Source organism: Polyangium sorediatum (assembly GCF_029946465.1).
Lineage (GTDB): Bacteria > Myxococcota_A > Polyangia > Polyangiales > Polyangiaceae > Polyangium > Polyangium fumosum.
Genome location: NZ_JARZHI010000069.1, coordinates 22689 through 49058 on the forward strand (window position 1 = coordinate 22689; position 26370 = coordinate 49058).

The window sequence follows — 26370 nt, forward strand, 5'->3', positions numbered from 1 at the left end:
GCCTCGGGGGCCGAGCCTATCGAGGACGCGCCGCGCCGGCAAGCCCCTCGCGCGCGTCCATGAGCGCAAACCCTAGCAAATTCAGCCCTCGCCAGGCCCGAGGGTCCGTCGCACGCGGATCCGACGCGGCGAGCCCGATGCCCCAGATCGCGTCCTTTGGGCTCGCCTCGACGAGGATCTTCGATCCCGTCCCGCGCAGCCAATCGCCGAGGGCTTCATTCTGGCCGAACTTCGCGAGGCTCGCCTCCACCACGATCCCGAACCGATGCTCGCGCCACCGCACCTCGTCGAAATCATGCACCTCGCGGCCGAGCGCCTTCGCCTTGCCCGGATCCTCCGTCGCCAGGATCTTCGCGCGCGTCGCCTCGTCCCCGAAGAGCCGCGCCTTTTCGGCCATCATGAAATGCTCGGCGGCCGTGTACCGCTGTCCGCGCACGACGAACGGCGCCGGATACCATTGGCTCAAGATGAAAGGACCCAGCGTCCCGTCTTTGCTCGGCGTATGGCCCCAGAAGAACAGGAAATCGAGCGGCTCGCCGCGATCTTGCCGCGCGATCAGGGTGGCGACGTCCATGGCGGGATCCTACCGCATCTCGAAGCGCGCGGGGAAGCGTCCTCGCCGTTCCCCTTGGACCCAAGTGTGCTGCGGCGGTACTGTGATCCCGAGACCGGCGCCCTGGCGCCGGAGGAGGAAAACTTCATGCGCTCATTCGCTTTGCTTTTTGCGTCCGCTGCGCTCTTCGCCGCGACGCCCGCCCTCGCCGACGTGGTCGACTCTCCCCCGACGAATTGCCCCGACGGCAGCGACGGCGAAACGTGTCACGGCGGCCCGCACTGCGAGCCGCGAAACTGTGCGACGGACGCCGATTGCAGCGGCGGCGCCACGTGCGCGGATCGCTCGTTTTGCATGCAGGAAATCAACTGCGTCGGCGGCTGGCTCGATCCGGACGCCGCGCTCCCGCCGCTCAAGCCCATCGTGGTCGAGCCTTGCGACGCGGCAGGCACCTGCGCGACCGGCACGTGCAAATCCATCAAGGTCTGCGTCGGCGGCGCCCAGGCGGGCTCCGGCAGCGGCGGCAGCGGCGCGGGCGCAGGCGACGGCGCGGGGGGAGGCGGGGACGGGGGCGACGTCGTGGTGAAGGGATGCACGTGCACTGCCGTAGGCGACCAGGCCGCGCCGTGGCTCGGGCTCGCCATGGTCGCCGTCGGCACCGGAATCGCCGCGGCGCGAAGGCGGCGCGCGCGTTAACGCGCGGGCGGCGTCGTCACGGCCGGTTTTTTCTTCAAGCACGTTTCCATCGCAGGCCCGAGCGACGCCGCGCCGGCCGGCAGGAGGGGCGGTCCGTCCACGGACGCCGCCGTGCGGCCGGAAAAACCGCCGCTCACGATCCTCCCCGCGCGCCCGATGACCGTGGAAATGGGCATGCCGCTCCCGATTCCGCCCTTCCAGCTCCGCGAGTCGTGGCTGTTCATCCGGTTGTCGCCGATGACGAACACCTCCCCCGCAGGCACACGCCACGGCCCTTGCAACATCCCGCAAATCCCGCCCCGGCACGATTGTATCCCGCTGCAATCGCTGTCCTTCTCGCACGACCCCCCGTCGACCGGTCCGTCGAGCAAAACGCCGTACACGTGATCGCCGATCCATTCGAGGAAGAGCTCGTGCGTCTGTCCCTCCCAATCGTATCGGCCCACGCGGCACTGCGGGACGCGAAAGCCGTTGATGATGGGCCGACCGTCCACGAACTGGATCTCGTCCCCCGGCATCCCGATCACCCGCTTCAGGAAGAGCTGCTCCGGGTTTTCGGGGAACGGAAACACGATCACGTCGCCGCGATGCACCTCGCCGCCCCGCGTCGCGGAGACGTGGTCCCCGGGAACGAGTGTGGGTATCATCGCCCCGGACGGGACCTTGTACACCTTGATCATCACGCCGAGCGCGACGGAGGCCAGCACGAGGAGGCCCAGGATCACGTAGGCCGCCTGCGCCAAGCGCGTCTTGCGGGCCGAGGAGGCGTCGGACATGACGGCCCCCTACCTCGATCCGCGCCCCGCGAGAAGCCGCCCGAGACAAAGACCCGACCCCGCTCCTTTTTTCTCTAAGAAACCTCCCGCCCCCCCGTTCTTCGAGCGAACGACAGCTCTTTCGCGCCCATGCCGAGCGAACCGACGAGCCACTGGGTCCTTCTCGCGCTCTCGCGCTACGAGGCCCCTTTGCTCCGCTACGCCTCGGCCATCGTGGGATCCGCCCAGGCAGCCGACGTGGTGCAGGACACGTTCCTGCGCTTGTGCAACCAGGACCGGGCGGCGGTGGAGCCGCACCTCCGGGCCTGGCTCTTCACGGTCTGCCGGAACCGGGCCCTCGACGTGCGGCGCGACAAACGACAGGTCGAGCCCGTGGCGGAGGTGGACGAGGTCATGCCGGACAATCAACCCGGGCCCACGGAGGCCCTCGAACGCCGGGAGGCGATGCGCCGTGTCCTCGGCGCGCTCGATACCCTGCCGGAGCGACAACGCGAGGCGGTCCTGCTCAAATTCAGCGGCGACCTGAGCTACCAGGAAATCGCCGAGGTGCTCGGGACGAGCGTCTCGAACGTGGGTTTTTTGTTGCATACGGCGCTGCGCGCGCTGCGCGAGCAGGTGGAGAAAAAGGACCGCGAAGCCGAGCGGAGGAACCGATGACGCTCTCGAAAGACGATCCGCGCCTGCTCTCGTACGTGCTCGGCGAGCTCGACGAGGCAGAGTCGCGCGAAATCGAGGCGGCCCTCGACGGCGATCCGGAGATCCGCGCGGAGATCGACGCCCTGCGCATGACGGCGGAGATGCTACGCGAAGGCCTCGCGGAGCGCGCGCCGAAGGAGCTCCCGGCCGAGCAGCGAAAGATGCTGGAGGAGGCCACGCGCGAGACGGAAATGCCCAAGGTGGCGCCGCGCCGAAGGCGGCTCCTGCGTCCGGCGTGGCTCGCAGCGGCGGCCGTCGCGCTCATTTCCATTCCGGTCGGGGTGATGCTCGCGCGCCGCAATGCCGAGCTCTTGACCGAGCAAGCGAGGAAAGACGCCACGCCATTCGATGCGCCGCAGAAGGAGAACGGCAAGAAAAAGACGACGGCCCCGCGCCCGAAGGACGACACGAAGATCGACGATGCGACGCGGCGAGAGGCTCTGAGAATGCTCCAGGAGGAGCGGGCGGCTCAAGGCGGCGGGGTCCCTTCGCAAATCCCGAAGCCCCGCAGGTTGACCGCACGATCGAAGCCGCGGGCCGACGAGAACCCGTTCGTCTACACGACGAGCATCGCACGCACGACGTTCCCGCTCGACGTGGACACGGCCTCGTATTCGCTCGTCGAGCGGTACATCCAGGAAGCCGGACGCAGGCCGCCGAAGGACATCGTGCGCGTCGACGAGCTCGTCAATGCGTTCGCCTACGAGGACCCGCCTCCGTTCGGGGACGAGCCGCTCGCCGCCCGTGCCGAGGTCGGATACGCGCCGTGGACGCCGTCGCACAGGCTCGTGCGGCTCGTGCTGAAAGCAGCGCCGCTCGATTCGACGCGCCGCCCCCCGGCGAACCTGATCTTCGTGATCGACAAATCGCCGGGCTTCGCAAAAGATCCGGACAAACTGCCGCTCCTCCAGGCCGCCCTGCGCAGGGTGGTCTCGCGGCTCGACGCGCAAGATTGGGTGACGCTCATCGAGCACGGAGGTCCCTCGCAAGAACCCTGGTTACCCCCGACGCCGGGCGACAACAAACCCCGGATCCTCACGGCCATCGATCGATTCGAACCGAGCGGGGCGGCCTCGCCCGGCGATTCCATCGAGCGAGCCTTCAAGGCGGCGCAGGCGCATTTCGTCGAGGGTGGCGTGAACCGGGTCTTCCTGGCGACGGACGACCAATTCGCGGCAGGATCGGAGCAAGGCCGACTCGCGGCGCTCATCCGGGACAAGGCAACGACGGGCATTTCCCTGTCGACGCTCGGCTTCGGCCCGATGGACGGCCCGGCAGCACAAACCCTGAAGCTCCTCGCCGAGGAAGGAAAAGGGAGCTTCGCGCCGATCGGCGGGCCGAACGACGCGCGCACAGCGCTGGTCGACGAGGCCCTCGGGACGCGCGCGCCGATCGCGAGGGACGTGCGGGTCGAGGTCGATTTCGCTCCGTTGTACGTGCGGTCGTTCCGGCTGATCGGCAACGAGGATCGGACGGGACCGGAGCGCGAGTTTCTGGACGCCTGGAAAGGCCCGGTCGATCTCTACGCCGGGCATGCGGTGACGGCGCTCTACGAGCTCGAACCCAGGCCCGACACCTCGGGGGGCTCGGAGGCGCCGCCGGTGCCGTATCTCTTGACGCTGCGGGTGCGGTACAAGGATGCGTCGGGACAAACGAACCGCGAAATCGAAGTACCGCTCATCGACGACAGGTATCGGGGGACGCAGAGCACGGATTTCCACTTCGCCGCGTCCGTGGCGGCATTCGGCCTGCTCCTGCGGGATTCGCCCTTCAAGGGGGAGATGACGCTCGCGGATGTCGTGGCGATGGCCAAAAAAAGCCTTGGCACAGATCCCGGCGGGCACAGGGCCCGCTTCGTGAACCTGCTCGAACTCGTGGAGTTCACGCCCGAGACAGGGCGCAAGTTACCCCCCAGGAAACCGCCGCCCCGCAAAGGGTCGTTGTGCCAGCCCGGAGATTCGCTTTGCAGTGAACTTTGATCCGGCCGGCGCGCCCTCGCTCAGCCCGCAGGCTCGGGCTCGGGCGCGACCGCAGGCGCGTCGGCCCCCGGGGGCGCTGCCGCCGCGGCCGCCGCGGCCGCCGCCGCATCCTCCATCGCGCGCACCGCCGCTGCGTCCTCCTCGGCGAGGATCCGATCACTCTCCCCGAGCGCGACCTCGTGCGCCGCGATGACGCGCCTCACGCGGCCCCGCGCGAGCGTGAGGAACAGGAGCCCGAACAGGCCCCACACCACCGAAGCCGCCACCGAAGCCACGACGAGCAGCTCCTCGCCGGACGTCCCCAGCGCGTCGAGCGCGACGAAGACATAAAGCGGCGACGGCGCGGCCACGATGAGCGCGCCTCGGCCCGAGGCCGACGCGAAGAGGCCCGCGATCGCCGCGACGATCCACGGCCCCACGGTGACGAGGAAATGCACCGCGAGGAGCAAGACACGCGAGAGCAGCGTGGTGCTCAGCCGCGCTCGGAGAAGCGCGCCGAGCCCCACGGAGAACAGGTAAAACGAGCCGGCGTAGAGCGCGACGAGGAGGATCTGCTGGATCTCCTCCGCGGCGTTCACGCCGCCCATCACGGCGAGGATGCCGGCCGCGACCGGCATCAGGAACGCGACGGCAGCCATAGAGAGCTGCATCATCGACGTGCCGAGGATGCCCGGCCCGAGCAGCCGCCTGATCCCGCCCACGCCCTGCCGATCCCAGTGGAGCCGCACGCGCCGCGAAGGCCCGAGCGAGTCGCCGAGGAAGATGTAGACCGAGATCATCAGGAACACGAGCAGCACACAGATGCCCGCGATCGCGACCTCCAGTTGACGGTGCGTGGCGACGGCGGCGACAGGCGCGGCCGAGCAGAGCGCGAAGACCGGCGCGGCCACGAGGAACCAGCGCTTGAGGCCCGTCGAGCGATCGTCCGTGATGCTCGTGAGGTTCGCGACCGTGACCTCGTAGAGGAACCACGCGGGCAGGCCCGTCGCGACGATCGGCAGCATGATCAAGCAGAGGACGTACGTGAGATCAAAGGGCGCGCGTGCGTACGCCGTCGGCAACCAGACGGGCGGGCCTTCCGGCACGCCGGACCAGGCGTCGTGCGCGGCGACCGAGAGGCCCACGCCGAACCAGCCGTAGACATTGAGCGATGCGATCACCGCGCAGATCAACGTGACCACGAGCGCGGCGCGCAAGCTGTTCATCTTCGAGCTGACCGCGAGCCCGAAGGCGACCGCGAGCGCCGCGATGAGGAACAGGAACCCGAACGCGACGATCGTCTCCGTCGCGGTGACGCCGCCGAAAAGAAACGGCAGCGCGCCGACGGGCGCGAGCATCACCACGTACATGCTGATCGACGTGTACGCGGCGAGGAATTTTCCGCGCGCGATCACCGCGGGGCGCAGGCCCGTGAGGATCACGGCTTCCCACGTGCGGCCCTCGCGCTCCGAGGCGATCGCGTTCGCCGCGACCGCGGGTCCGACGAACGTGACCACGAAGTACGCGAGCGAGAAGAAGACCTGGAAGAGGACGTACCCCGTGGTCGCGGGGCTCTCGTTGATCGAGACGAGGCCCCCGATCGCGGCGATCGCAAGCGTCGCCAGGATCGAGAGCACGCAGAGGATGATCGGCGTGCGGACGAGCCGCGCGGACTGGCGAAGCTCGCGGATCCAGATCGGGTTCGGATCGTCCTTCAGGCGATGCAGGAGCGAGGCGCCTGCGGCCCTTGCCGTTCCGGTCTGCGCGCTCATTGGACGTCTCCGCGCGTGACTTCGAGGAAGATGCGCTCGAGCTCGTTCCTCTCCGGCTCCACGCCCACGATGCCGATGTTGCGGTGCACGAGGTGGGTCACCATCTCCGCGATCTTCGTCTCCGTGCCCGTGTAGCCCACGTGCACGAGGCCGCCCATGACGTGGACCTCGACGATCCCGGGCCCGCCGCGCAGGAAGTACGCAGCGGCCTCGGGGTTGCCGAGGACGCGCAGCTTCACCCGACGAACGCTCGGCGCTTGCGGGATCGGCTGCGGCGGTTGCGGTTGCGGCGGCGGCGCTGCGCTCGCGCTCGGATCGGTCGCGGGCACGGCAGCACCGGCGACGGGCGCAGGTTGCGCCACACCCGCGGGCGCAGCTTGTGCGGCTTGCGCAGCTTGCGCGGGCACGAGCGCGCGCACCCCCGGCGGCACGTACCGCGGCGGCGGCGCCTGGCCGTGGGCCTCGGCTGCGCGGATCGCTTCGAGCCGCGCCGAGATCTCGTGGATAGGACCTGCGACGACGAGGCGACCTCGTTCGAGGATGCCGATCGAGGTGCACACATCGCTCAGCTCCGTGAGGATGTGCGACGAGAGGAAGATCGTCTTCCCGAGGCCACGCAGCTCCAGCAAGAGATCACGGATCTCGATGCGGGCGCGGGGATCGAGATCACTCGCCGGCTCGTCGAGGATGAGCACCTTCGGGTCGTGCAAGAGGATACGCGCGAGCTGAAGCCGCTGCTTCATGCCCTTCGACATCTCGGCGACGAGCCGATCCTGCAACTTGCCGAGGTCCGTCAGCTCGAGGACCGCGTCGACCACGCTGATCGAGGGCACGCGGAACGAGTCCGCGAAGAACTCGAGGTACTCGCGCACCGTGATGCGATCGTAGACGCCCGCGTGATCGGGCATGTAGCCGATCACCTTGCGCACGGCGTCGGGGTCGAGCGTGACGTCGATCCCGTCGATCTCCACGCGCCCGGCCATCGGTTCGAGCAGCGTCGCCATCACGCGGATCGTCGTGGTCTTCCCCGCGCCGTTCGGCCCGATGAAGCCGAAGATCTCGCCCGGGCCGACGTCGAAGGTCACGTCGCGCAAGACGTCGCGGTTCGCGAAGCGGTGCCAGAGGTGGCGCACGCGGATCGTTGGCGGCGCAGCCGTTACGAGCGAAGGCGGCTCCGGGGCCGCGGTGGCGGGCGATCGCTCCCAGGTCTCGGACGTCGTGACGGGCTCGCTCACGGCCGACCTCCGTATCCGACGATCCGCACGAGCAGCCGATCCCGTTCGAGCTTGAGGCCCGCGTCCGAAGTCTTGCCCTCGCCGCCGTCGAGCTGCCCGAGCAGCACCGGCACGTCCTCGGGGAACCAGTCCACGAGCCCGCCCGCGCTCTGCTCGACGGCGAGCCATGCGTCGCCGAGCCCGGGCGCGTCGGCGCTGATCAAAGTGCCCAGGTAATGCCCGGCGAGCGGATGAAGATCCAGAGATCCCGCGCGCCGCGTGCCGCCGATCTGCCGGACCCAGGTCATCCCCTGGGGCGACGTCTTCACGTCCTTCCCCGCGCTCGCGAGCACCCGCTCGCCGTCCTTGATCGTCGGGAAATACCGCGGCTGGAGCCCCGGCAGGACGAGGATCGCCGCCCGCAGATCGTGGCCGCTCCGGTTCGTCACGGCCGTGTCCTTCTCGCCCTCGTGCACGATCGAGATCCCCTCGCCCACGTCGGCGAACCCGTCCTCGCGCACGACCACGGTTTGCCAGGGCAGGATCGCGAGATCGACGAGGCGCGCGCCGTCGCGATCGACGAGCATGTGATCGTCGATCGTCGCGGGCGAAGCCACGACCGCGGTGGTGACCACGCTCGAACCGTCGCTCGTGCGCACGGTGAGATCCTTCGATCGCGGCGTGAAGAAGCCACGCCACCGCCGCGCCGTGCCCTTCGTCATCCCCGCGCCCGCCTCGACGAGCGTGAGGTGGCGCGAGCGACCCGTCAGGCCCTTCGCGACGAGGCCGAGGAGCACGACGGCGAAGAACGCGATCGCCGAGAGGATCGGCAGCCAGACGAGCGCGCGCAGGGGTTTGCCCTTGTTCGCGTGCATCGTGAAGTTCACGGGCCCGGCGATGACCGCGTAGGCGATGAGCAGGATCGCGGCCACCGCGATCCCCCAGCGCGAGCTCTCGTTCGGATCGAGCTCCTGCCGCACGCGATCGAGGTCCACGGTGCCGGGCGCGCCGCCCTGCCGGTAGACGATCGAGCTCTTCCGGTCGAAGGCCCTGCGCGTCAGATCGAGGACACGCGCTTGCACCCAGGGGTCGTCCACGGCGGGCTTGCGCGTCGGATCAAACGCGAGCAGGTGAAACTCGCCGAGCCCGTACGTCGCGGAGGCCCCGTAGCGGCTGCCGTGCAGGTTGCCCCCGGAGAAACCAGCGAGCGTCTTGCCGACCTCCTCGGCCGGCACCTCGGCGAACGGGATCGACTTCGTCGCGTTCGAGGGCGGCGCGGGCAACACGAGCTCCCGGAGCGTCTCGGAGTGCGGCGACGTTGGCGTGATCTCGCCGCCCGCGAACGCCGCGAGGAGGGGGCTCCGTAGATCCTCGGGGCGCGCGAGCGCCACGGCGAGCGTGCCGCCGGCGAGGACGTAGCCGCTCAGCGCTTCGAGCTCGGCCGCGCCGATCTTCACGAGCGTATCCGAGCGCAGAAGCACGGCCGACGCGGGCGCATAGAGCGCGGCGCGATCGGGCAGGATCGGATCCCCCGTCGCCGGATCGAAGCGCGGCGCGCCCACCTTGAGCTGCGGCCCCGTGCCGTACGCGCCGTACCCGCCCCACGGCGAGTAGAGCGGTGAGATCGCGGCGTCATGCAGCGCGCCTTTCAGCCGCGAGGTCTCGCTGACGTCGAGCAGGAAGAGCTCCTGCATGTTCGTCACGGCCGTCGTGTGGCTGCCGAGCACCACGCCCGCGTCGTCCCGCGCGACCACGTTCGTCTCGCCGTACACGTTGCCGTGTGTCGGCAGCCGGACGATCACGCTCGTCCCCGCGCCGACGACGAACGGCGCCGTCGCGCGGAAGCGCGCCTGGTCCGAGTGCAGCCGGCTCAGGACCTCGACCTCGCCCCGCAGCGGCTTGGCCTCGTTGTTCTGCACCCGCACGAGGAACCCGCTCCAGCCCGCGGGCGTCGGCGAGGTCGTGCCGAGGAGCGGCGCGACCTCGAAGGACACGCTCGCGCGCCCCGGCGGCGGCGCCGGCGGCGCCTCTGCGATGGCGGTCGCAGCGACGACGGGCGCGGGCTCGGCGTGCGTCGCGAGCGGCGCGAGCGCGAGGATCGGGACCAGCGAGAGCGCGCGGAGCCTCATCGGCGGATCGCCTGCTCCACGTTCTCCGGACGGGCGGGCACGCTCGCGATGAGCGCGTCGACCACCTGATCGGTCGTGATCCCGTCGGCCTCGCCCTCGAACGATCGGATCAAGCGGTGACGCAGCACGGGCTTGGCGACACGCTGCACGTCGCCGAACGAGACGTGCGCGCGACCTTCGAGCACGCTCACGGCCTTGGCCGCGAGCACGAGCGACTGCCCGCCGCGCACGCCCGCGCCGTAGCGGATCGCGCGCTTCACGAGATCGGGCGCGCCTTGTGTCGCCGGATCACTCGCGCGGACGAGGCGCGAGGCGAAGCGCATGATCGGCTCGGCCACGGCGACGTCGCGGCACGCCGAGCGGACCGCCAGCACCTCGTCCCGATCGAGCACGCGCGGCGGCGCGTCCTTCGGTTGCCCCGTCGTGCGGGTGAGGATCTCGGTCATCTCGTCCTCGGTCGGGCTCGGCACGATCACTTTGAGCAGAAACCGATCGAGCTGCGCCTCGGGCAACGGGTACGTCCCTTCCATCTCGATCGGGTTCTCCGTGGCGAGCACGAAGAACGGCTCTTCCATCGCGTGCCGCACGCCGCCGATCGTGCACGCGTGCTCCTGCATCGCTTCGAGCAGCGAGCTCTGCGTCTTCGGCGTGGCGCGGTTGATCTCGTCCGCGAGCACCACCTGCCCGAAGATCGGCCCCTTGTGCAGGGCGAAGTGCCGCGAGCCGTCGGCCGAGGTCACGAGGATGTTCGTGCCCGTCACGTCGCTCGGCATGAGGTCGGGCGTGAACTGGATGCGCGAAAATTTCAGGTCGAGGCAGCTCGCGATCGTGCGCACGAGCAGCGTCTTGCCGAGCCCCGGCGCGCCTTCGAGCAGCACGTGCCCGCCGGCCACGAGGCCCCAGAGCGCCTGCTCCACGACCTCGCCCTGGCCCACGATCACCTGCCCGATCGCTTCCTTGAGGCGCGCGCTCGCCTCGCGGGCCCCATCGAGCCTCTTCTGAAAGTCGCCCGTCGTCGTCATGCGGAGGCGCAGCGTAGCCGCGCCCGGCGGTCATTTGGGCTGGAAATAGCGCCCGACCTGCTCGCGGTACTCCTCGGGCACGTCGCTCCGCTCGATCGCCCCGAGCTCCCCCGCCGCCGCCTGCCCGAGCGCGCCCGTCCCCTGGATGTTCGCCGTGTCACCCGCGCGCCCCGAAGTCCGTCCCATGACGAGCCCCGGCATCGGCTTTCCCTTGTTGATCGGGCCGGTCGCGCGGGATTTGACGCCGGGACCGTCGACCACGCCGGTCTGGCCCTTGTGGTCGCCTGGACCGCCGCCCTCGCTGTGGCCGGCGTACGGCTGCCCGTTGTCCTTGCCGCCGGAGCCGGGGGTCCCGTTCTCCCCGCCCGGCTTCTGCCCGCCCTTGTTCCCTTGCCCCGGCTTGTTCCCGCCGCCCTGACCGGGCACGGGCATCGGCATCGGCGCGCCGAGTTGCCCTTCGGCCTCGCCGAGGCCCTTCTGCGCATCCTCGAGCCGCTTCTGCCGCTCGCCCTCCTCGCTGCCTTCGGCCTCGGGCTCGGCCATCTTCTTCAGCTCCTCGGCGAGCCGCTTCTGGCCCTCCTCGGACCCGAGCTCCTCGGCGAGCTCTTCGAGCTGCTCCTTGCTCGGCCCCTCGCCCGGCGCCTCCTCGCCGCTCATCTCTGCGGCGCGCTTCTTCATGTTCTCGGCGAGCCGCTTGCGCTCCTCGGGCGTCAGCTTCCCGAGCGCCTCTTCGAGCTTCTCCGCGAGCTTCTGCTGCTCCTTGCCGCCGGCCTTGCCGCTGTCGAGATCCTTCAGCGCTTCCTTCGCGTCTTCCGACAGACCTTCGCCGATCGCCTGGCCGAGCTCCTTCAGCTTCTCGTTCTTCTTGGCCATCTCTTCGAGGCGCTTCTTCTGCTCCTCGAGCGCCTTGGCCACGTCCGGCGCGTTTTGCTTGCGGGCGGCCTCGGCGGCCTCTTCGAGCGTCTTCTTCGCGCGATCGCGGTCCTCTTTTTCGAGCTTGTTCGCGAGGCTCTCCATCGCGTCGTCGAACGAGACGAGATCCCTGTCGCCGAGCGCCTTGGCCGCGTCCTTGAGGTCGGGGTTCTCCGCGAGCTTGCCGAGCGCGCTCTCCAATCCCTGGCGCTGCTCGCCGTCGCCGAGCGAGAGCCGCTCGGCCGTGATGGCGTCCTTGAGCTTGCCGATCTCGGCCTGCGCCTCGCGCTTCTCCATGCCGTCGCGGAGCTTTTCGCGGAGCTTCTTCGCGTCCTCGGCGATCTTGTCGAGGCGCTTCCTCTGGGCGTCGTCGCGCGCGTTCGCGTTCGCGAGGTCGATGATCTTGTCGAGCCCCTTGATGTCCGCGAGCTTGACCTGCTCGGCGCCGGGCGGCGGCGGAGGCGGCGGCGGGAGCGCGGGCAGCGGGAGCAGGCTCATGTAGCCGATCGCCGCGAGGCCGAGCGGGATCGCGAGGTGGTAGGCCCGAACGAACCGCGGCCGCGCGTCCTTGGGGTTCGCCTTTTCGAGCACGGTCGTGGCTTGCGAGAGCACCACCGCGCGCGCCGGATCATCGCGCTCGTCCTCGCGATCGAGCTCGACCGCCGTGGAGATCGACTCCTTGCCGCCGAGGCGGCCATCCAGGAACAGCGCGACCTCCTCGTCGCGCCAGCGCTTGCGCCGGGCCACGATCGCGCCGACGGCCGCGCCGAGCGCGCCGCCCGCGGCCATCCACGGCCGGAGCTGGCCGTGCCGCGTTTGCCACGCCGCCGCGGCCGCCCCCGCGCCGATCACGAGCCCGAGCGCCGCGCCCGAGAGCATCCGTTCGAACGCCAAGCGCCGCCGCACGCGACCGGCGAAGCTGGCGAAGGTTTGGCTGAAGCGATGGTCCTGTGGCGCGGATTTCCGGGACATGGGAACTCATCTATTGCCTACCGCCGTCAGGGAGCGGCGGCCAGGGCCATGGCACGCGTTGGCATGCTAGGGTGCCCACATGCCGACGCGCGACGAGATGTTGGAGCTGGTCGAAGCGCACGCGAAGCTCGACGATCCGATGGAAACCGCAATCTGGATCCGGCAAGAAGATCAAAGCATCGCGTGGCTCGTGGAAGTGATCCCCTCGATGGGGAGCGACGACCATCCGGAGCGCCCCATCGTGTTCACAGCGGCGCGAGACTTCAGGTATCCCCTCCACCTCATCGGGGTGAACCGAGCGGACATCGAGAAAGCCCTTCGCAAAGACCTCACCCTGGCGCGAGCCGTCGCGGCAGGTGATGTCCTGTACGGCGAGGACGCCGGGGTAGCGCTCGTGGCGTTGGCGCGCGGACTTCTGAGCCATGGCAACGCCCGCGCAAGTTAGAGCTTGGATCCGACAAGCCGGGGCGGATCTAGCTGCCGCAAAGGCAGACACAGACGCCTTGGCCGAGTGCCACCGGCGCTACCTCATTCAGCAGAGCTACGAGAAGGCCATCAAGGCCCTGGCTTTGATGCTGTGGGACGGGGCTGACGACGAGATGCGCGAGTTTGACAGGCTCTTCCTCGGGCAGCACTCACCCTTGAAGAGCCTGGGAGAGTCTGAATCTACGCTGTCCAAAGCCCTCTTCAACTTCCGCCGGAGGATCGAAACCTTCCTGAACAAGCGCGTCGACAACGCGGATTTGCTGCTGAGGATCGATGCAACGAAACCCAGCAAGAGGCCGAACGACGTAAGCTACCGCTATCCCTTCCTCCAGGACCACACGTACATCGCGCCTGCCGACTTCAGCGCGTGGGACACGTATCAGGGCAACCAGATGGGCGCCCTCGCTGCGGTGACGCATCTGCTCAAGGAAGTGAACGAAGAGCTCAAGCGCTTCGCGCGCACCCCGAAATAGACAGGCGCTACTTGCCTCCGCCGACCAGCGCCACCCGCAGTGGCGCTCAGCGTCGGCGCGTCGGAACGCAAGCGCCGCGTGCGTGACGTCACTCCAGCGCTCGTCGTGGTTGTCGTAACGGAGGCGACCACGACGAGGCCCGTGCGTCCGAGCAGCCCACCCAATCCGTGCTCTGTACGGATCCGGCTTTTTGTCCCTCGCCGGCCGAGCCGCCCCCCGTGGTAGGCTTCGCGCGCCCGCCCCGCGGCGCGCTCGATTTCCATGGAGACGACCCTCGGCTTCCCCACTCCTCCGGACGCCCACGTCGAGCACGGCGTGGCGCTCTTCGGCCCGAGCGAGTTCGAAGGCGGCGCGCTCGCCGCGGGCCGCCCCTTCCAGGAAGCGCTGCCCTTCGGCGGGCGCGCCGAGATCCTCGCGGCGCTCGTCGACTTCGCCAGCGCACGTGGCCCGGCGCGTGTCGCCGTGCTCCCCGGGCGCACGGGCACGGGCAAGACGAGCCTGCTCTCCGCGCTCGCCGACGCCCTCGCCGCGCAGCGGATCGGCACCATGCTGCGCTTCGCGACCGACGTCGCCGTCGCCGGCGCGCCCCCCACCACGCGCCTGCCGCCGGGCCCGTGTCTCCTCGTGATCGACGACGCGGGCCGCAAAGCTGCGCCCGCGACGCTCCTGCCCATGGCGCTCGATCGCCGCGACGTGCGCTTCATCTTGACGACGCGCCCCGCGGGCCTGCCGCGCCTCTCGGCGCTCTTCGCGCAGGTCGGCCTCTCGTCGGACGTGGTGCGCGTGTTGCCCGAGCTCGGCGCGCTCGCCCCGAGCGAGGCGGAGGCGGCCGCACGGCACGTGCTCGGCGACGAGGGGGAGGCGCATGGCGCGCGCCTCGCCGAGCAGGCCGAGGGACATCCGTTCGTGATCGCGCTGGCCGGCCGGCTCATGCAGGAGGGCGCCATCCATCCGGTCGCGCTCGGCAAGGGTGAGCTCGCGGCCTGCGCGTTCGATCGTGGCCACGAGCTCTTGCTCCTTCGCTCCGCCGCCGCGGGCGACCCCAAGCTCCTCGCCGGTGTCCTCGCGCTCGTCGCGCTCCTCGCGCCGGTGCGCACCTCGGACGAGCGCTTCCTCCAGGGCGCGGGCGATCTGCTCGGCTGCCGCCGTCGTGATCTCGTCTCGGCGCTCCGCGCGCTCGAAGCCGCGGGCGTCGTCGAGCGTGGCCCGCACGGCGCGCGTGTCGTCCCGGGCGCCCTCTCGGACCACGCGCTCCACCGCGCGCTCGCCGGACCCTTCGCCACGGGCGGGCTCACGGGCTCGCTCGACGAGCGCGTGCGCGCGCTCGAAGCGCGCTTCGGCGCCCAGGCCATCGTCCCGCTCATCCGCAACGCCGGCGAGCTCGACGGCCCCTCCATCCCCGAAGGCGCGTCCGCCGAGATCGTCGCCGCGCTCTTCCGCCACGTGCGCGAGAGCGTCGAAGCGGCCTCGGCGGCGGATCGATGCCGCCTGCTCACGGGCCTCCGCGAGCTCTCCTCGGATCACCCGGCCGCGATGCTCGAACTCGCCACGACGGTCCTCCGTTCGCCTGCGCTCACCGAGGCCGCGCGGGGCCCGGGCGCCCTCTTCTCCGCCGCGTCCGTCCTCTACGAGTTGCCCGCGATCCTGCGCCGCGTGGGCCTGCACCTCGCGCACCTCCCCCGCGCGGCCGACCTCCTCTGGCAGCTCGGCCGCGACGACCTCCGCCTCCAGAGCCCGCACCCCGACCATCCCATGCGTGTCCTCCGCGAGCTCGCGTCGCGCGCGTCCGCGCGCCCGGCGGGGGTCCACGAGGCCTTGCTCGAAGCCGTCGATCGCTGGCTCCTCGCGGACGACGCGCACGAGCACAAGCACTCGCCGCTCGACGTGCTCGACACCTTCCTCTCCGACGGCGCCGTCGACGCCGGCCCCTCCGAGGAGCGCCGCCGCGCCCTGCGCACGCAGGCCCTCGCCGCGCTCGCGGGCTGCGCGAAATCGCCGAAGCGACGCGCCGCCCTCTCGGGCATCAGCGGCCTCGAACGGGTCCTCTCCGACGGCTCCGGGGGTTCACTCGGCGATCGGATGGAGCCCGGGTGGCGTGACGAAGAGCGGCTCGACATCCTCGCGATGCTCGGCGCCGCCGCGAACACCTCCGCCGATCCGCTCGTCCATTTCGCGGTCGCCGACGCGCTCCGGCGCGCGGCCCGGCGCGCCAGCTCCTCCGAGGTGCGCGCGGCGGCCGAGACCGCCCTCGGCGCCGTCCCGACCTCGGCCGAGCGCAGGCTCTACGAGGCCCTCACGCAACGCTCGCCCGCGCAGCGCGGCATGATCGACCTGCCGGCGAGCGAGATCCCGGGCTCGGGCGAGGTCGATCGGGGCGGCGTGGAGCGACGCTCGGCCGACGCGTGTCGCGCCGTCGTCGACGAGATGCTCGCCGAGGGCCACCCGCCTGCGCAGACGGCCGAGTGGCTCGGCGCGGCGCTCGAAGCCCTCGCGCTCGCGGGCAAGTCCGGCTCGCCGCGCCTCCTCCTGCACGTCCTCTCCCGCAAGCATCCGGTGGCGGCCGCGGCGATCTGCGAGGCCATCATGGGCGCGCCCGAGAGCCCGCTCGGCCCGCACGTCGCCTCCTTGCTCCATGCGCTCCGCGAGGCCGCGCCCGATCGCGCCGAGGCCCTCGTCGACACCATCGTCACGGGCGGCAACCCCACGCTCTGCGCCTCGCTCGCGCAGGTCTTCCATCGCTGGGTCGAAAAGCCCCTGCCCGGCGATCGCGAAGCGCTCCGCCACCTCCTCGGGCATCGCGACGGCTTCGTCCGCCGCGCGGCGCTCGGCGCGCTCCGCACCCTCGCCAAATCCTCCCCGCGCGACGCGGTCGAGCTCGCGGTCGGCGTTGACCTCTCCGAGGGCCCCGAGGTCGCCGAGGCCCTCTTCGGCGCCCTCGACGCGGGCGGCCTCTTCTCCGAGGGCGCGCTCTCCGAAGAGGAGATCATCCTCTTCCTCACGCGCCTCGGCGCGGCCCGCAGCCTCGACGGCCACTCCACGATGCGCTTCCTCCACCATGCCGGCAAACGCCTGCCGGAGGACGTCGCGGGCCTCTTCATCGAGCGCATCGCGCGCGCCGCGTCCGGGGCCGTCGCGGGGGCGGAGGAGTACGAGCCGCTCCCGCCGGAGGGCCTCTCGGCGATCCTCGCGGGCCTCGCGCGCTCGCCGGAGTGGCTCTCGCTCTTGCGCCGCGTCCGCCACCTCGCGCGGGCCCGCATCGGCTGGGTCCGTTTCCACGCCGCCCGCCTCTTCCACGACGCCTCGCGCTCCTTCGCCTTACCCACGGTCGAAGTCCTCTCCGAGTGGGTGCAGGACGGCGGCGAGAGCGAGCTCGAAGCGATCTCCGCGCTCCTCGAAGAGGCGCCGCCCACCTTCCTCTTCGCGCACCTCGAGCTCGTCGCGACGCTCCTCCGGCGGGCGCACGCGGCCGGCGAGGGCTGCTTCGAACGCGTCCGGAGCGCGCTCTTCTCGGTCGTCACGGGCCAGGCGCGGCCTCGCTCGGGCGGCCGGGCGGATCGCAGCGAGGCGCTCCTGCGCTCGCAGGCCCGGGAGGCCGCGTCCCGATTGCCTCCGAAATCCCCCGAGCAAAAATTCTTCGAATCGGTCGCCAAGCACGCGGAGGCGCTCCTCGCCGAGGAAGACGCGGCTGAGGACGACGAGCTCTTCGACCTCTGACATGCGCTCCCTGCCCTTTTTCCTGGCCGCTCTCGTGCTCCCCTCGATCGCCTGGGCCGAACCCCCTGCGGCGCCGCCGCCCCCGCCGGCCCCCTTCTGGACGGGTCCCCGCGTCGCGGCGGCGATCGTCATGACCACGAGCGTGGGCGCCATTGTGGCGGGCGCGGTGTATGCGGCTCGCTCGGACGAGGCGACTGCGGGGTTGAAGTACCATTGCCTCACGTCGGATCCGAACCAATGCGACGCCGAGGGGTATGCGCTCCGCGAGAAAGCGACGACCGACGGGCGGGTCGCGACGACGGCGCTCGGCGCGGGCGCGGTGGGGGTGTTTCTTGGATTGGCGCTCGCGTGGATCAATCCCGAAGCGCACCCGAGCCCGGCGCCGGTGAAGGTCACCGTGGCGCCGGTCGTGGGCGGGACGATGCAGGGGCTCGTGGTGCTCGGACGGTTCTAGCGTCGCGCCGCGCTCCCGGCGGACGATGGCGTGCTCCCGGCGCGCGTCGTCATGCTCCCGGAGGACGACGGCGTGCTCTCGGCGGACGTCTTCATGCTCTCGGCGGACGTCTTCATGCTCCCGGCGCGCGTCGTCATGCTCCCGGAGGACGACGGCGTGCTCTCGGCGGACGTCTTCATGCTCTCGGCGGACGTCTTCATGCTCCCGGAGGACGACGGCGTGCTCCCGGAGGATGACGTCATGCTCCCCGGAGGATGACGTCATGCTCCCCGGAGGATGACGTCATCCTCCGGAGGACGACGTCATGCTCCCAGCGGCCGTCATCATGCTCCCGGCGCGCGCCGTCATGCTCCCGGAGGACGACGGCGTGCTCCCCCGTGGATGTCGTCATCCTCCGGGAGGACGTCATCATGCTCCCGGCGCGCGTCGTCATGCTCCCCGGAGGACGACGGCGTGCTCCCCGTGGATGTCGTCATGCTCCGGGAGGACGTCGTCATCCTCCCCGGAGGACGACGACGCGCTTGCGTGGGCGACGGTGCGGCCGGCTTTCGCCCTATGCATCCGGGGTGGGCGACGGTAAGAAGACCCGCATGGTGCGGCTCACGCGGCTCCGGATCGACCGATTCCGCAACGTCAAGCCCGGGACGGATCTCCACTTCGGCCCGACGTTCAACGTCCTGCTCGGGAAAAACGCGACGGGCAAGTCGACGCTGCTCGATGTGATCGCCGCGGTCACGAACGATGATCTGTCGGGGTTCGCGAAGGAGGACGCGGGGTTCGATCTGACGTGGTGGCTGGAGGAGGGAGATGCACAGCTCGAACTGCGGGCGATTCGTACTCCAGCGACACCCAGCGTCCTCGCACCGCGATTCGGCGAGGAGGCAGAGTTCGACGATGCCTGGACAATGACTGTCCGTAACGCGGGCACGACGATCGGACGCGCCGAGGTCACCGGCACGCAAGGGACCTGGAAGCCTGCGGAGGGGCCCGCGAAGGCTTTCGAGGTGAGGGCCGGCCTCACGGGGGGCCGGATGGGTATGCGGGTGCTCTTCGCCATGATGAGCCACATTCCCGACGCAATGGTCAATCTCCCTGCTCAAGTTCACACCGACGTTTTTGAAACATTCGCCGTTTGGGGACGTGTGGATCGGCTCGATGAGGCTGTCGCCACTCTGGATGCTATCACGCACGCTTCCTTCAAAGTGCACGGACCCCGGGCAGAGTTCAGCGACTGGTTACCCGCAGCATTCGCGACCACCGCATCGCTCAAGCCCAAATCGTCTGAATCATTGAACATTCCCTTCGAGGACCTCGGCGTGCTTTCGCAGATTCCACCTGCGCTCGGCTTCGCTTCCGCCGAACTATACCCGCGGATGCTCCGGCAATCGGAGGATGGGACGATCTACCAAGGATTCGATTGCGTTTTCCGTCGCACGGATGGCTCGCTGATCTCCCACCAGCTCCTGAGCTTTGGCCAGAAGCGCCTTTTCTGCTTCCTGTGGTACCTCGCCGTCCGAGAACATCTCCCGCTCGTCATCGACGAGCTCCTCAACGGCCTGCACCACGAATGGATCGAACTCTGCTTCGACCGGATGCAAGACCGCCAGAGCTTCCTCGCGACGCAACACCCTTTCCTCCTCGACCACATCCCCATCGAGTCCGCCGAAGCCGTCCGCACCACCTTCATCCGCTGCACCACGGCCCCCGGCCCTGACGGACGCGAGCAGATGGTCTGGCGCAATTTCAACGAGGAGGAAGCCGAGCGGTTCTACGTCGCCTACCAGACCGGCATCCAGCACGTCAGCGAGGTGCTCCGCTCGGAGGGCCTCTGGTGAGGCCGCGCTTCTCGATCGCGCTCCTCTCGGAGGATTCGAGTGAGCCCACATGGCTCGGTCTCCGGGCCATCCTCGAAAAGCTGCTCCACCGCTTCGAGGAGAACGGCTACACGCCCCGCGTCGAGGTCGTCCCCGTCGATCCAACCGTCCGCCCGGTCCTGATCGCGAACCAATGGCGGAGCACAAAACAAAAAGACGAGCACAAGAAGCGAGAACTCTGGAGATACCTCGCCCGAAAGATCGCCGAGCCCGGCGGCTTCGTCATCTTCCACTACGACGGCGACACGACGTGGGCCCGCAGAGCCGAGGCGAAAACACGCGAGCAGTTCGATCGGGAGATCCGCAACCGCGTCGCGCAGGTGCTCTCCGGCGCGCGGCGCTCCCCTGACGAAATCGCACAGATGCTCGGGCGTATCATCGAGTGCGTGCCGTTCTACAGCATCGAGGCATGGACCTACCAGGCGACGGCGAAGGCCATCGCCCTGTGCCGGGAGAAGCACCGCGGCGACGACATCCCGACCTTCGAGGCCTGGAGCGCGGATCGAACCAAGCTCGACGAGGTACACAAACCCAAGGAAAAGACCTGCCTCGGCGGCGAGCACAACGAAATGCTCGGCAAGTCCGTCGCCGTGTGGGACGTGGTCCAGGCGGGCGGCTCGATGATGTGGTTCGTCTGGAGCCTGCACGCGTGCCGGGATCTCGAAGACGCGCTCGCCCTCCCCAGCTCCGGCCCCTGACGATCACGCTCGCCCTCGGCGGGGAGCACGCGTTCGGCAAGCCTTTTCCCGCTCAGCTCCCCGGAGAGAATTGGATGGGATACACCACGGTCACGATTCCCCCCTCCGGCGCAGGAAAAACGAGCTTCTCGACCGCCCCGACGACGCACGCGACGACCTTTTCGTCTGGCAACAGCGGCGCCGATCTCTCGGTCGCGAACTCCGCGGATGGGTCCGGGACCGCACCGGCCTTCGTGACGCGGCCGTCCTTTCCGATCACGAAACGCACACCGATGCGCCCTTCCAGGTTGGGACTCCGCTTCAACCCCTCCTCGTAGCAGGCCCGGAATGTGCCGAAGTTGCTCCGAACGATGCGCTGGATCTCCCCCGGTGGGAGGCGGCCGGATACCTGGTGGTTTCCGAGCCGAATGGCAGGCGGGAGCTGATCGATGGGCCCGGTGCCACGGGACCGAAAGCTCACCAAGACCTCCGCGGCCCCACCACCCGCGGCGGGAGCTGCCTTCTGCGCATCGACGATCGCCCCGAGCGCGCGCGTGGCCTCGCTGAAGAGCACGTCCGCATCCGCGGTCAACCACAGGCCTGCGGGACAGGGACGCGGCGCCTGCTGGCAAGCCCCGACGAGCGCGCTGCCGAGCTCGCGGGCCGCCGACGTCCCACGCTCGACCGTCCGATTCGCGATTTTTTCGAGCTGCTCTCGGCCCGCGCCGGAGGCGGGCGGCACGACCGCGAAGACCGTGAGCTCGAGCTCCTTCGGGCCGATGTGCAGCGCGCTCTGCCGGCGCGAGGGAACTCTGCTTTCGGGCGCCGGAAGCGGCGTGCCGGGAGGCAGCAGAGGGGGCGTCCGCAACTTCAGCCACCCCGAGCTGGTCGACACCCATGCCACTGGGCAGCCTGCAAACGCGCTTGTCATGATGGCGCTGGCCGCGGCCGTGAAGGGGACGTCGGGCTCGACCTCGAAGACGCATTCGCCAGAAGCAAGCCGTTCGATTCCGGGCTTGTGAAGCTCGCGCAGCGCCTCGAAGAGGGGATCGACCTTTTGGAGCCGGTCTCGAAGGAGCGCGGGGTCCCAAGATACGGCCGCATCGTCGACGCGAATTTCCGTCAAGGCGACGCGAATGCGCGGCCCCTCGACCTGAACCTCGGCTGCCACAGGGGGAGGCGGTGCCGCTGCGGTGGCAGATGAAGGAGACACCGCCTCCTGTCGCGCCTGCGGCGGCGCCTGCGGCGGTGCTTGCGGCGGTGCCTGCGTGCAACCGACGACCAAGGCAGCCCATGCGAGCGCCGCGAACCGCTGCGGATTCGAGGCCCGCCGGTTCGAGCCGCGGACGACGTTCCTAACCCTTGTGATCTTCATCTGTGAGCTGCGCAGGATTCCTCAGGAGCCGCTGGGTGGCAAGGAGAGAAACGTCCGGAGCCGCCCGAGCTGGCGCGATTTGCATCGATCGAGCGGGAGAGCGGTCGGCTTCCCCTTGTAAGCATCGATTACCAATTTTGCGATTTCCTTGCTCGTCATGCTGGACCTGGATGCAGCAAAGAAATCGCGCTCGTCCGACGTCACGCGAGGAGCACCAAGTCACGTCCCACGATATCGGCGCCGGATTCCAAGGAGCGCGAGCCCGAGAAGGGAGAGGGCGACAGGAGAGCTCTCACCCGACGTCGTTCCCGCCGCGCGACAATCGCATCCGCTCTCCTCGACAGGACGGCCGCCTCCGCCGCTCCCGCCTTCACCACTGCCCGCACCACCGCTCCCGCCGCTCCCGCCGCTCCCGCCGCTTCCGCCGCTCCCGCCGCTTCCGCCGCTTCCGCCGGCTCCGTCGACGCAGACACCGGCAGCGCACTTGCCATCGGTGCACGGGGTGCCATCGGGCGCGCTCGTATCGGAGGGGCACGCATCCGCGGCCCCGTCGCAGCTCTCGGCGACGTCGCATGCACCGGCCGAGGCTCGGCATTCCATGCCTGCCGGGACCTTTGCATCCTCGGGGCACGAGAGGGCTGTTCCGTCGCAGGTCTCGGCCGCATCGCAGATTCCGGCCGAAGCGCGGCATTCCGTGCCGGCGACGGCGATTGCATCTGCGGGGCATTCGTTGGAGGCTCCGTCGCAGGTCTCGGCCACGTCGCAGGCGTCGGCCGAAACGCGGCATTCCGTGCCGGCCGCCGTCGGACCGCAGATCCCATTCGCAGCGGCTCCCGCTGCCGCGCTGCAGGCTTGGCAATCGGTGGTCGTGCCCCCACCACAGGCGGTGTCACAACATACGCCGTCCACGCAGAAGCCGCTCGCGCACGCATCTGCCAGCGTGCAGGACGAGCCATTGGTCAATGCGAGGGTGAACACGTAGGCCGAGCCCGACTCGGTCCCCTTGTCGTCGTCCAACGTCGCCCCCACGAGCGCGGTGTCCGCCGACAACGCCACCGAGACGCCGAAATAATCGCCCGACACCGTGTCACTCCCGAACAGCTTCGACTGCTGGGTCCAAACGCCGCCTTCGACCCTGAAAAGATAGGCGGCGCCGGCGATGAACCCCTTTTCTTTCTGGAGGCGCGCCCCCACGAGCGCCGTGTCCCCCGACAGCGCCATCGAGTAGCCGAACTGATCACCGCTCGCTCCATCACTCGCCAAGAGCTTCGCCTGCGGGGCCCATACGCCGCCATTGCTCGTGAAAACATGTACCGAACCCTTGTCGTCGTCCTGGTACGCCCCCACGAGCGCGGTGCTCCCGGACAACGCCACGGAAAAGCCGAACACATCGTTTGCCGCCCCATCCCCCGCCACGAGCTTCGACTGCTGGGTCCAGGCGCCGCCGTTGCTCGTGAAAACATACGCCGAGCCGGAGTTCGCCCCCAGGTCGTCGTCGTAGGCCGCCCCCACGAGCGCGGTGTCCCCGGATAACGCCACCGAAGACCCCAAGCCGTCGCCCGCCGCGCCGTCGCTCGCCAGGAGCTTCGCGACCTGGGTCCAGGTCCCTCCGCTGCGCGCGAACACATAGGCCGCACCCGCGCCGGACAAAGAACCGTTGTAGTCGTTGACCGACCCGACGAGCGCGGTGTCCCCCGAGAGCGCCAGCGAATGGCCGAACAAGTTCCCTTTGAACCCATCCCCAGCGGCCGGCGAGAGCATCGCCTGCTCGGTCCAAACGTCGCCACTGCGCACGAACACATAGGCGGAGCCAAACCACGCGGAAGGGCTATTGCCGCCGAAGAAACCAGATGCTCCCACGATCGCGGTGTCCCCCGAAAGCGCGACCGCGCATCCGAAGTAGTTATCCGGAAGCCCACCGCTGCCCATGAGCTTCGCTTGCTCGGTCCAAACACCGCCCTTGCGCACGAACACATAGGCCTTGCCCGGGACGTTGGTGAGAGAGGGCTCCGCCGGCGCTCCCACGATCGCGGTGTCTCCCGATATCGCCACCGAAGTGCCGAAGGTGTCTCTCGCCACGCCGTCGCTCGCCACGAGCTTCGCCTGCTGGGTAGCAACGAGCGGATCGATTTCCACCGGATACGTCGCCCCAGCGTCGTCGACGTGCAGCGTGATCTTCCCTGCCGTGACGCTCATCCACGCGTCGAGCCGCTTGCCCGTCGCGTCCTTCGCGTACAGGTCCGTATACGTCGCCGCCGCCGCGCCCTGGGCGTCCGTGAATGCAACGGCCTCCCCCTTCCCGTCCCCGTCCTCGTCCACGACGAGCGGCACCAAGCTGCCGCCGATCGCGAGCGTCAGCACCTTGATCCCCTCACAAGAAGGCGCCCGATCCACGGTGAATCCCTGCTCGAGCCCAAGAGGCCCGTGGACGTACCACTCCTCGACGATGCCGCGCCGGATATCGACCCGGTTCTGCGATATCTCGACGGCGCCCGCCGGCAGGTCGAGCACCGAATCTCCTTCACATCCGATGGCCGTCGTCGAGAGCCATGACTCCCAGCTCTCCGCGTCCCCCACGAGCCGCATGGCTTCACCGTCGATCGTCGCCTGAAACCCTTGCGAAGGGTGGACGAACCGCGCCGTTCCGGACCCCACGCGCTCGGCGCGGTAGCTCTCGCCCGCGCCGGCTTGGACGGCCTCGATGTACGCGGCCCGCAGCTCCGGCGTCATCGCGGTGGGGCCCGTCGACATCGAGCGTGCGCCGCGAGGCGTTGCGTCCTGCGACGGCGCGTCGCCGGTCGGCTCGGGTGCCGTGCCGCCCCCGCACCCGGCGGTGCTGCTGGACAATCCACTGAGGAACAAAAGGACCCACGTTGCTCGTACTCCGCTGCGATGCGACATGCTTTCTCCTGACGCGAGGGGGCGAGTTGTACAGCACGCGACGGCGCAGAGCCAATCGCTCCGGCATCCGCCTCCGCCTCCGCTACCTCGATCTCCTCCTCCGGCCCGGCCGCGCTCCCTTTCGCGCTCAGGAAAAACGCCTCCGCCCCACTCCCTCTTGCGCCCCGTCTTCGCTGCAATCGCGAGCAGCTCACCGTCATTCGCTGGCCGAATCGCGTTGACGTCGTCTTCGCACCGCGTATTGACAGGCATCGAGGATTCGGTTGTTCTTCGCGGATGTGGTTTGTAGCACGTCTTGTCCGTGTGTGGGCGTTTGCGTGTGCCGCGATGGGACTGTTCCTGGCTGTGGCGGCCGGTGACCTACAAACCATGGGCCCAGCGCAACCCGAGCTGCACTCCAATGCGATCAACCTGGTGATCGGGGACGAGAGCTTCGTGCGGACCCATGGCCGTCCGGTGCCACCGGGGCTCGACGAGGACGAGCGGATCCGCATCCACCTGCGTTATGTAGAGGAGCTGCTGCGCCGGGGGCCGGTGGAGGCCTTGGCACCCGCGCTGCGGGCGGCGCGGGCGCGCAACCTCGATCGATTGTCCGATTATATTCGCCGCGGCGAATTCCCGCGCAACGATGACCATCCCGATCCGCGACGTCCGACCTTCATCGACGCGCGAGGGCGCATTTGTGCCGTGGGTTATCTGCTCGAGCAGGATATGGGCCGCGCCGCCGCCGAGGCCATCGCGAGCATGCACAAGTATGCGTTTCTCCGGGAGATCCACTCGCCTGTATGGGCGGCCTGGGCCAAGTCATCGGGGCTGACGTTCCGCGAGCTCGAGACGATCCAACCAGAATACGCGACCCGCGACACGAGTCCCACGCAAACATTTGCCACGCTCGAGCGGGTCGATGGTGCGTCTCAGGTGGTGGCCGCTGCCTCGATCCCGTTCAGCCACCGCGGCCTTGGCGTGCGGATGGAGATGTTCGGCCAATACCTCGCACCTTGGCTGAGCGACGGTTCCGAAGTGTGGTACATGGGTATGTACGGCGCATTCTCCGCGAACCTCACGGATCCGGCGGCGGGCGCGGGAATCAGCAACAGCGACGTCGGCTTGTTCTTCGTACGCAATTTCCCGACATGGGGCCGGATGATACTCCGCAATGGTTTCATCGTGCCCACCTCGACGTGGGGGCAGCGCGCCGGCGAGGAGCCGGAGGGTGCCATTGCGCAGCGGCTGAATGACGCGACCCTCGTTCAGCCGCCCACGACCGGGTTCCGGTTCAGCGCATCGCAGATGCTGATCTATCCCAGCGGCGATTGCTGCTCGGTGCGTATCGATGTCGGCGCCGATGTATTGCCATTTCTCGGAAGCGCGACCCGCGTCACCCCTCGTATCGGCGCCGGCTTGGGAGTCGATCTGCCTTTCCGTAGCTCGTCCCCTATGTTTGCGATCACGGTCGAGGGCACGATGGCCTGGCTGCCCGATGCTGAAGGCGCGTTGGTACGAAAGGGCCAGGTCGCAGCAAGTGTGCGGCTCCTGGGCCAGCGTCATACGTGGTGGAAGCGGCTCCGCCCCGGGATCATGACGGCGGTCCCGATCGGCCCGGGCTTGCCCGCCTGGGTCCTCGGGCTCGACCTCCAGCTTCTTGTCGGACCGACGAGCTACTCGTCCTGTTGGTATGAGACGACGTGCGCGTGGTGAGGTCCAAAGCGCCACCTC

The 26370-nt window shown here is 69.3% G+C and carries 20 protein-coding genes; 11 read left to right on the plus strand and 9 right to left on the minus strand.

The genetic code is table 11. The features are described from left to right. Positions 1–16 precede the first annotated feature (16 nt). The gene (locus QHF89_RS40880; protein ID WP_136927760.1) at positions 17–574 is read right to left on the minus strand and encodes a riboflavin biosynthesis intermediates N-glycosidase; all 558 of its coding nucleotides are present in this window, start codon (positions 572–574) and stop codon (positions 17–19) included. Between the two features lie 126 nt (positions 575–700). Between QHF89_RS40880 and QHF89_RS40885 the strand changes: the two genes are divergently transcribed. Then, positions 701–1249, plus strand: a complete 549-nt coding sequence (locus tag QHF89_RS40885; protein ID WP_136971944.1) for a hypothetical protein — start codon at positions 701–703, stop codon at positions 1247–1249. On the opposite strand, the gene lepB is transcribed toward QHF89_RS40885, so the two are convergent. Continuing rightward, entirely contained in the window at positions 1246–2025 is a 780-nt protein-coding gene (lepB, locus tag QHF89_RS40890; protein WP_136971945.1) for a signal peptidase I, read from the minus strand. The genes QHF89_RS40885 and lepB overlap by 4 nt on opposite strands. A 129-nt stretch (positions 2026–2154) precedes the next feature. Here lepB and QHF89_RS40895 point away from each other — a divergent pair, with 129 nt between their 5' ends. Beyond that, the gene (locus QHF89_RS40895) at positions 2155–2682 is read left to right on the plus strand and encodes an RNA polymerase sigma factor (RefSeq protein WP_136971946.1); all 528 of its coding nucleotides are present in this window, start codon (positions 2155–2157) and stop codon (positions 2680–2682) included. After that, positions 2679–4700, plus strand: a complete 2022-nt coding sequence (locus tag QHF89_RS40900) for a YfbK domain-containing protein (protein ID WP_136971947.1) — start codon at positions 2679–2681, stop codon at positions 4698–4700. The genes QHF89_RS40895 and QHF89_RS40900 overlap by 4 nt, the downstream gene beginning before the upstream one ends. Before the next feature lie 20 nt (positions 4701–4720). Here QHF89_RS40900 and QHF89_RS40905 read toward each other — a convergent pair whose 3' ends face one another. From QHF89_RS40905 to QHF89_RS40925, 5 genes are read right to left on the minus strand one after another with little or no spacing between them, the layout of a single operon-like run. Continuing rightward, positions 4721–6451 (minus strand): ABC transporter permease, encoded by a 1731-nt coding sequence (locus QHF89_RS40905; RefSeq protein WP_136971948.1) that lies wholly within the window; start codon positions 6449–6451, stop codon positions 4721–4723. Beyond that, positions 6448–7686: an ABC transporter ATP-binding protein gene (locus QHF89_RS40910; protein WP_284721586.1), complete on the minus strand. Its 1239-nt coding sequence runs from the start codon at positions 7684–7686 to the stop codon at positions 6448–6450. The genes QHF89_RS40905 and QHF89_RS40910 overlap by 4 nt, the downstream gene beginning before the upstream one ends. After that, a complete protein-coding gene (locus QHF89_RS40915) occupies positions 7683–9794 on the minus strand; it encodes a hypothetical protein (RefSeq protein WP_284721587.1) in 2112 nt (703 codons plus the stop codon). Before QHF89_RS40915 ends, QHF89_RS40910 begins: the two co-directional genes overlap by 4 nt. Continuing rightward, on the minus strand, positions 9791–10816 hold the full coding sequence (locus tag QHF89_RS40920; protein WP_136971950.1) for an AAA family ATPase: 1026 nt from the start codon (positions 10814–10816) through the stop codon (positions 9791–9793). The genes QHF89_RS40915 and QHF89_RS40920 overlap by 4 nt, the downstream gene beginning before the upstream one ends. A 30-nt stretch (positions 10817–10846) precedes the next feature. Next, positions 10847–12700 carry a hypothetical protein gene (locus QHF89_RS40925; protein WP_136971951.1) on the minus strand — a complete coding sequence of 618 codons (1854 nt, stop codon included), beginning with the start codon at positions 12698–12700 and terminating at the stop codon, positions 10847–10849. 79 nt (positions 12701–12779) lie between these two features. Between QHF89_RS40925 and QHF89_RS40930 the strand changes: the two genes are divergently transcribed. From QHF89_RS40930 to QHF89_RS40960, 7 genes are all read left to right on the plus strand, one after another. After that, positions 12780–13145 carry a hypothetical protein gene (locus QHF89_RS40930; RefSeq protein WP_136927770.1) on the plus strand — a complete coding sequence of 122 codons (366 nt, stop codon included), beginning with the start codon at positions 12780–12782 and terminating at the stop codon, positions 13143–13145. Then, on the plus strand, positions 13123–13659 hold the full coding sequence (locus QHF89_RS40935; protein WP_136927771.1) for a hypothetical protein: 537 nt from the start codon (positions 13123–13125) through the stop codon (positions 13657–13659). Before QHF89_RS40930 ends, QHF89_RS40935 begins: the two co-directional genes overlap by 23 nt. Positions 13660–13920: 261 nt before the next feature. Next, positions 13921–17373 (plus strand): hypothetical protein, encoded by a 3453-nt coding sequence (locus tag QHF89_RS40940; RefSeq protein WP_136971952.1) that lies wholly within the window; start codon positions 13921–13923, stop codon positions 17371–17373. 1 nt (position 17374) lies between these two features. After that, on the plus strand, positions 17375–17827 hold the full coding sequence (locus QHF89_RS40945; RefSeq protein WP_136971953.1) for a hypothetical protein: 453 nt from the start codon (positions 17375–17377) through the stop codon (positions 17825–17827). A gap of 30 nt (positions 17828–17857) precedes the next feature. Continuing rightward, positions 17858–18085, plus strand: coding sequence for a hypothetical protein (locus tag QHF89_RS40950; protein ID WP_284721588.1), 228 nt, complete (start codon positions 17858–17860; stop codon positions 18083–18085). Between the two features lie 332 nt (positions 18086–18417). Then, on the plus strand, positions 18418–19662 hold the full coding sequence (locus QHF89_RS40955) for an AAA family ATPase (RefSeq protein ID WP_284721589.1): 1245 nt from the start codon (positions 18418–18420) through the stop codon (positions 19660–19662). Beyond that, positions 19659–20399, plus strand: coding sequence for a hypothetical protein (locus tag QHF89_RS40960; RefSeq protein WP_136971956.1), 741 nt, complete (start codon positions 19659–19661; stop codon positions 20397–20399). Before QHF89_RS40955 ends, QHF89_RS40960 begins: the two co-directional genes overlap by 4 nt. 52 nt (positions 20400–20451) lie before the next feature. On the opposite strand, the gene QHF89_RS40965 is transcribed toward QHF89_RS40960, so the two are convergent. Then, positions 20452–21753, minus strand: a complete 1302-nt coding sequence (locus tag QHF89_RS40965; RefSeq protein WP_136971957.1) for an AgmX/PglI C-terminal domain-containing protein — start codon at positions 21751–21753, stop codon at positions 20452–20454. Between the two features lie 219 nt (positions 21754–21972). Continuing rightward, complete coding sequence (locus QHF89_RS40970; RefSeq protein ID WP_284721590.1) at positions 21973–24504, minus strand: MYXO-CTERM sorting domain-containing protein; 2532 nt, start codon at positions 24502–24504, stop codon at positions 21973–21975. Between the two features lie 477 nt (positions 24505–24981). Here QHF89_RS40970 and QHF89_RS40975 point away from each other — a divergent pair, with 477 nt between their 5' ends. Beyond that, the gene (locus QHF89_RS40975) at positions 24982–26352 is read left to right on the plus strand and encodes a hypothetical protein (RefSeq protein ID WP_136971959.1); all 1371 of its coding nucleotides are present in this window, start codon (positions 24982–24984) and stop codon (positions 26350–26352) included. Positions 26353–26370: the final 18 nt, after the last annotated feature.

Excerpts from the sequence above, each read along its gene's own strand:
- QHF89_RS40975 (WP_136971959.1), top strand. The coding sequence starts at position 24,982 with ATGGGACTGTTCCTGGCTGTGGCGGCCGGTGACCTACAAACCATGGGC.
- QHF89_RS40940 (WP_136971952.1), top strand. The coding sequence starts at position 13,921 with ATGGAGACGACCCTCGGCTTCCCCACTCCTCCGGACGCCCACGTCGAG.
- QHF89_RS40925 (WP_136971951.1), bottom strand. The coding sequence starts at position 12,700 with ATGTCCCGGAAATCCGCGCCACAGGACCATCGCTTCAGCCAAACCTTC.
- QHF89_RS40915 (WP_284721587.1), bottom strand. The coding sequence starts at position 9,794 with ATGAGGCTCCGCGCGCTCTCGCTGGTCCCGATCCTCGCGCTCGCGCCG.
- QHF89_RS40955 (WP_284721589.1), top strand. The coding sequence starts at position 18,418 with ATGGTGCGGCTCACGCGGCTCCGGATCGACCGATTCCGCAACGTCAAG.
- QHF89_RS40945 (WP_136971953.1), top strand. The coding sequence starts at position 17,375 with ATGCGCTCCCTGCCCTTTTTCCTGGCCGCTCTCGTGCTCCCCTCGATC.
- QHF89_RS40905 (WP_136971948.1), bottom strand. The coding sequence starts at position 6,451 with ATGAGCGCGCAGACCGGAACGGCAAGGGCCGCAGGCGCCTCGCTCCTG.
- QHF89_RS40970 (WP_284721590.1), bottom strand. The coding sequence starts at position 24,504 with ATGTCGACGGGCCCCACCGCGATGACGCCGGAGCTGCGGGCCGCGTAC.
- QHF89_RS40930 (WP_136927770.1), top strand. The coding sequence starts at position 12,780 with ATGCCGACGCGCGACGAGATGTTGGAGCTGGTCGAAGCGCACGCGAAG.
- QHF89_RS40935 (WP_136927771.1), top strand. The coding sequence starts at position 13,123 with ATGGCAACGCCCGCGCAAGTTAGAGCTTGGATCCGACAAGCCGGGGCG.
- QHF89_RS40920 (WP_136971950.1), bottom strand. The coding sequence starts at position 10,816 with ATGACGACGACGGGCGACTTTCAGAAGAGGCTCGATGGGGCCCGCGAG.
- QHF89_RS40885 (WP_136971944.1), top strand. The coding sequence starts at position 701 with ATGCGCTCATTCGCTTTGCTTTTTGCGTCCGCTGCGCTCTTCGCCGCG.
- QHF89_RS40900 (WP_136971947.1), top strand. The coding sequence starts at position 2,679 with ATGACGCTCTCGAAAGACGATCCGCGCCTGCTCTCGTACGTGCTCGGC.
- lepB (WP_136971945.1), bottom strand. The coding sequence starts at position 2,025 with ATGTCCGACGCCTCCTCGGCCCGCAAGACGCGCTTGGCGCAGGCGGCC.
- QHF89_RS40880 (WP_136927760.1), bottom strand. The coding sequence starts at position 574 with ATGGACGTCGCCACCCTGATCGCGCGGCAAGATCGCGGCGAGCCGCTC.
- QHF89_RS40895 (WP_136971946.1), top strand. The coding sequence starts at position 2,155 with ATGCCGAGCGAACCGACGAGCCACTGGGTCCTTCTCGCGCTCTCGCGC.
- QHF89_RS40965 (WP_136971957.1), bottom strand. The coding sequence starts at position 21,753 with ATGAAGATCACAAGGGTTAGGAACGTCGTCCGCGGCTCGAACCGGCGG.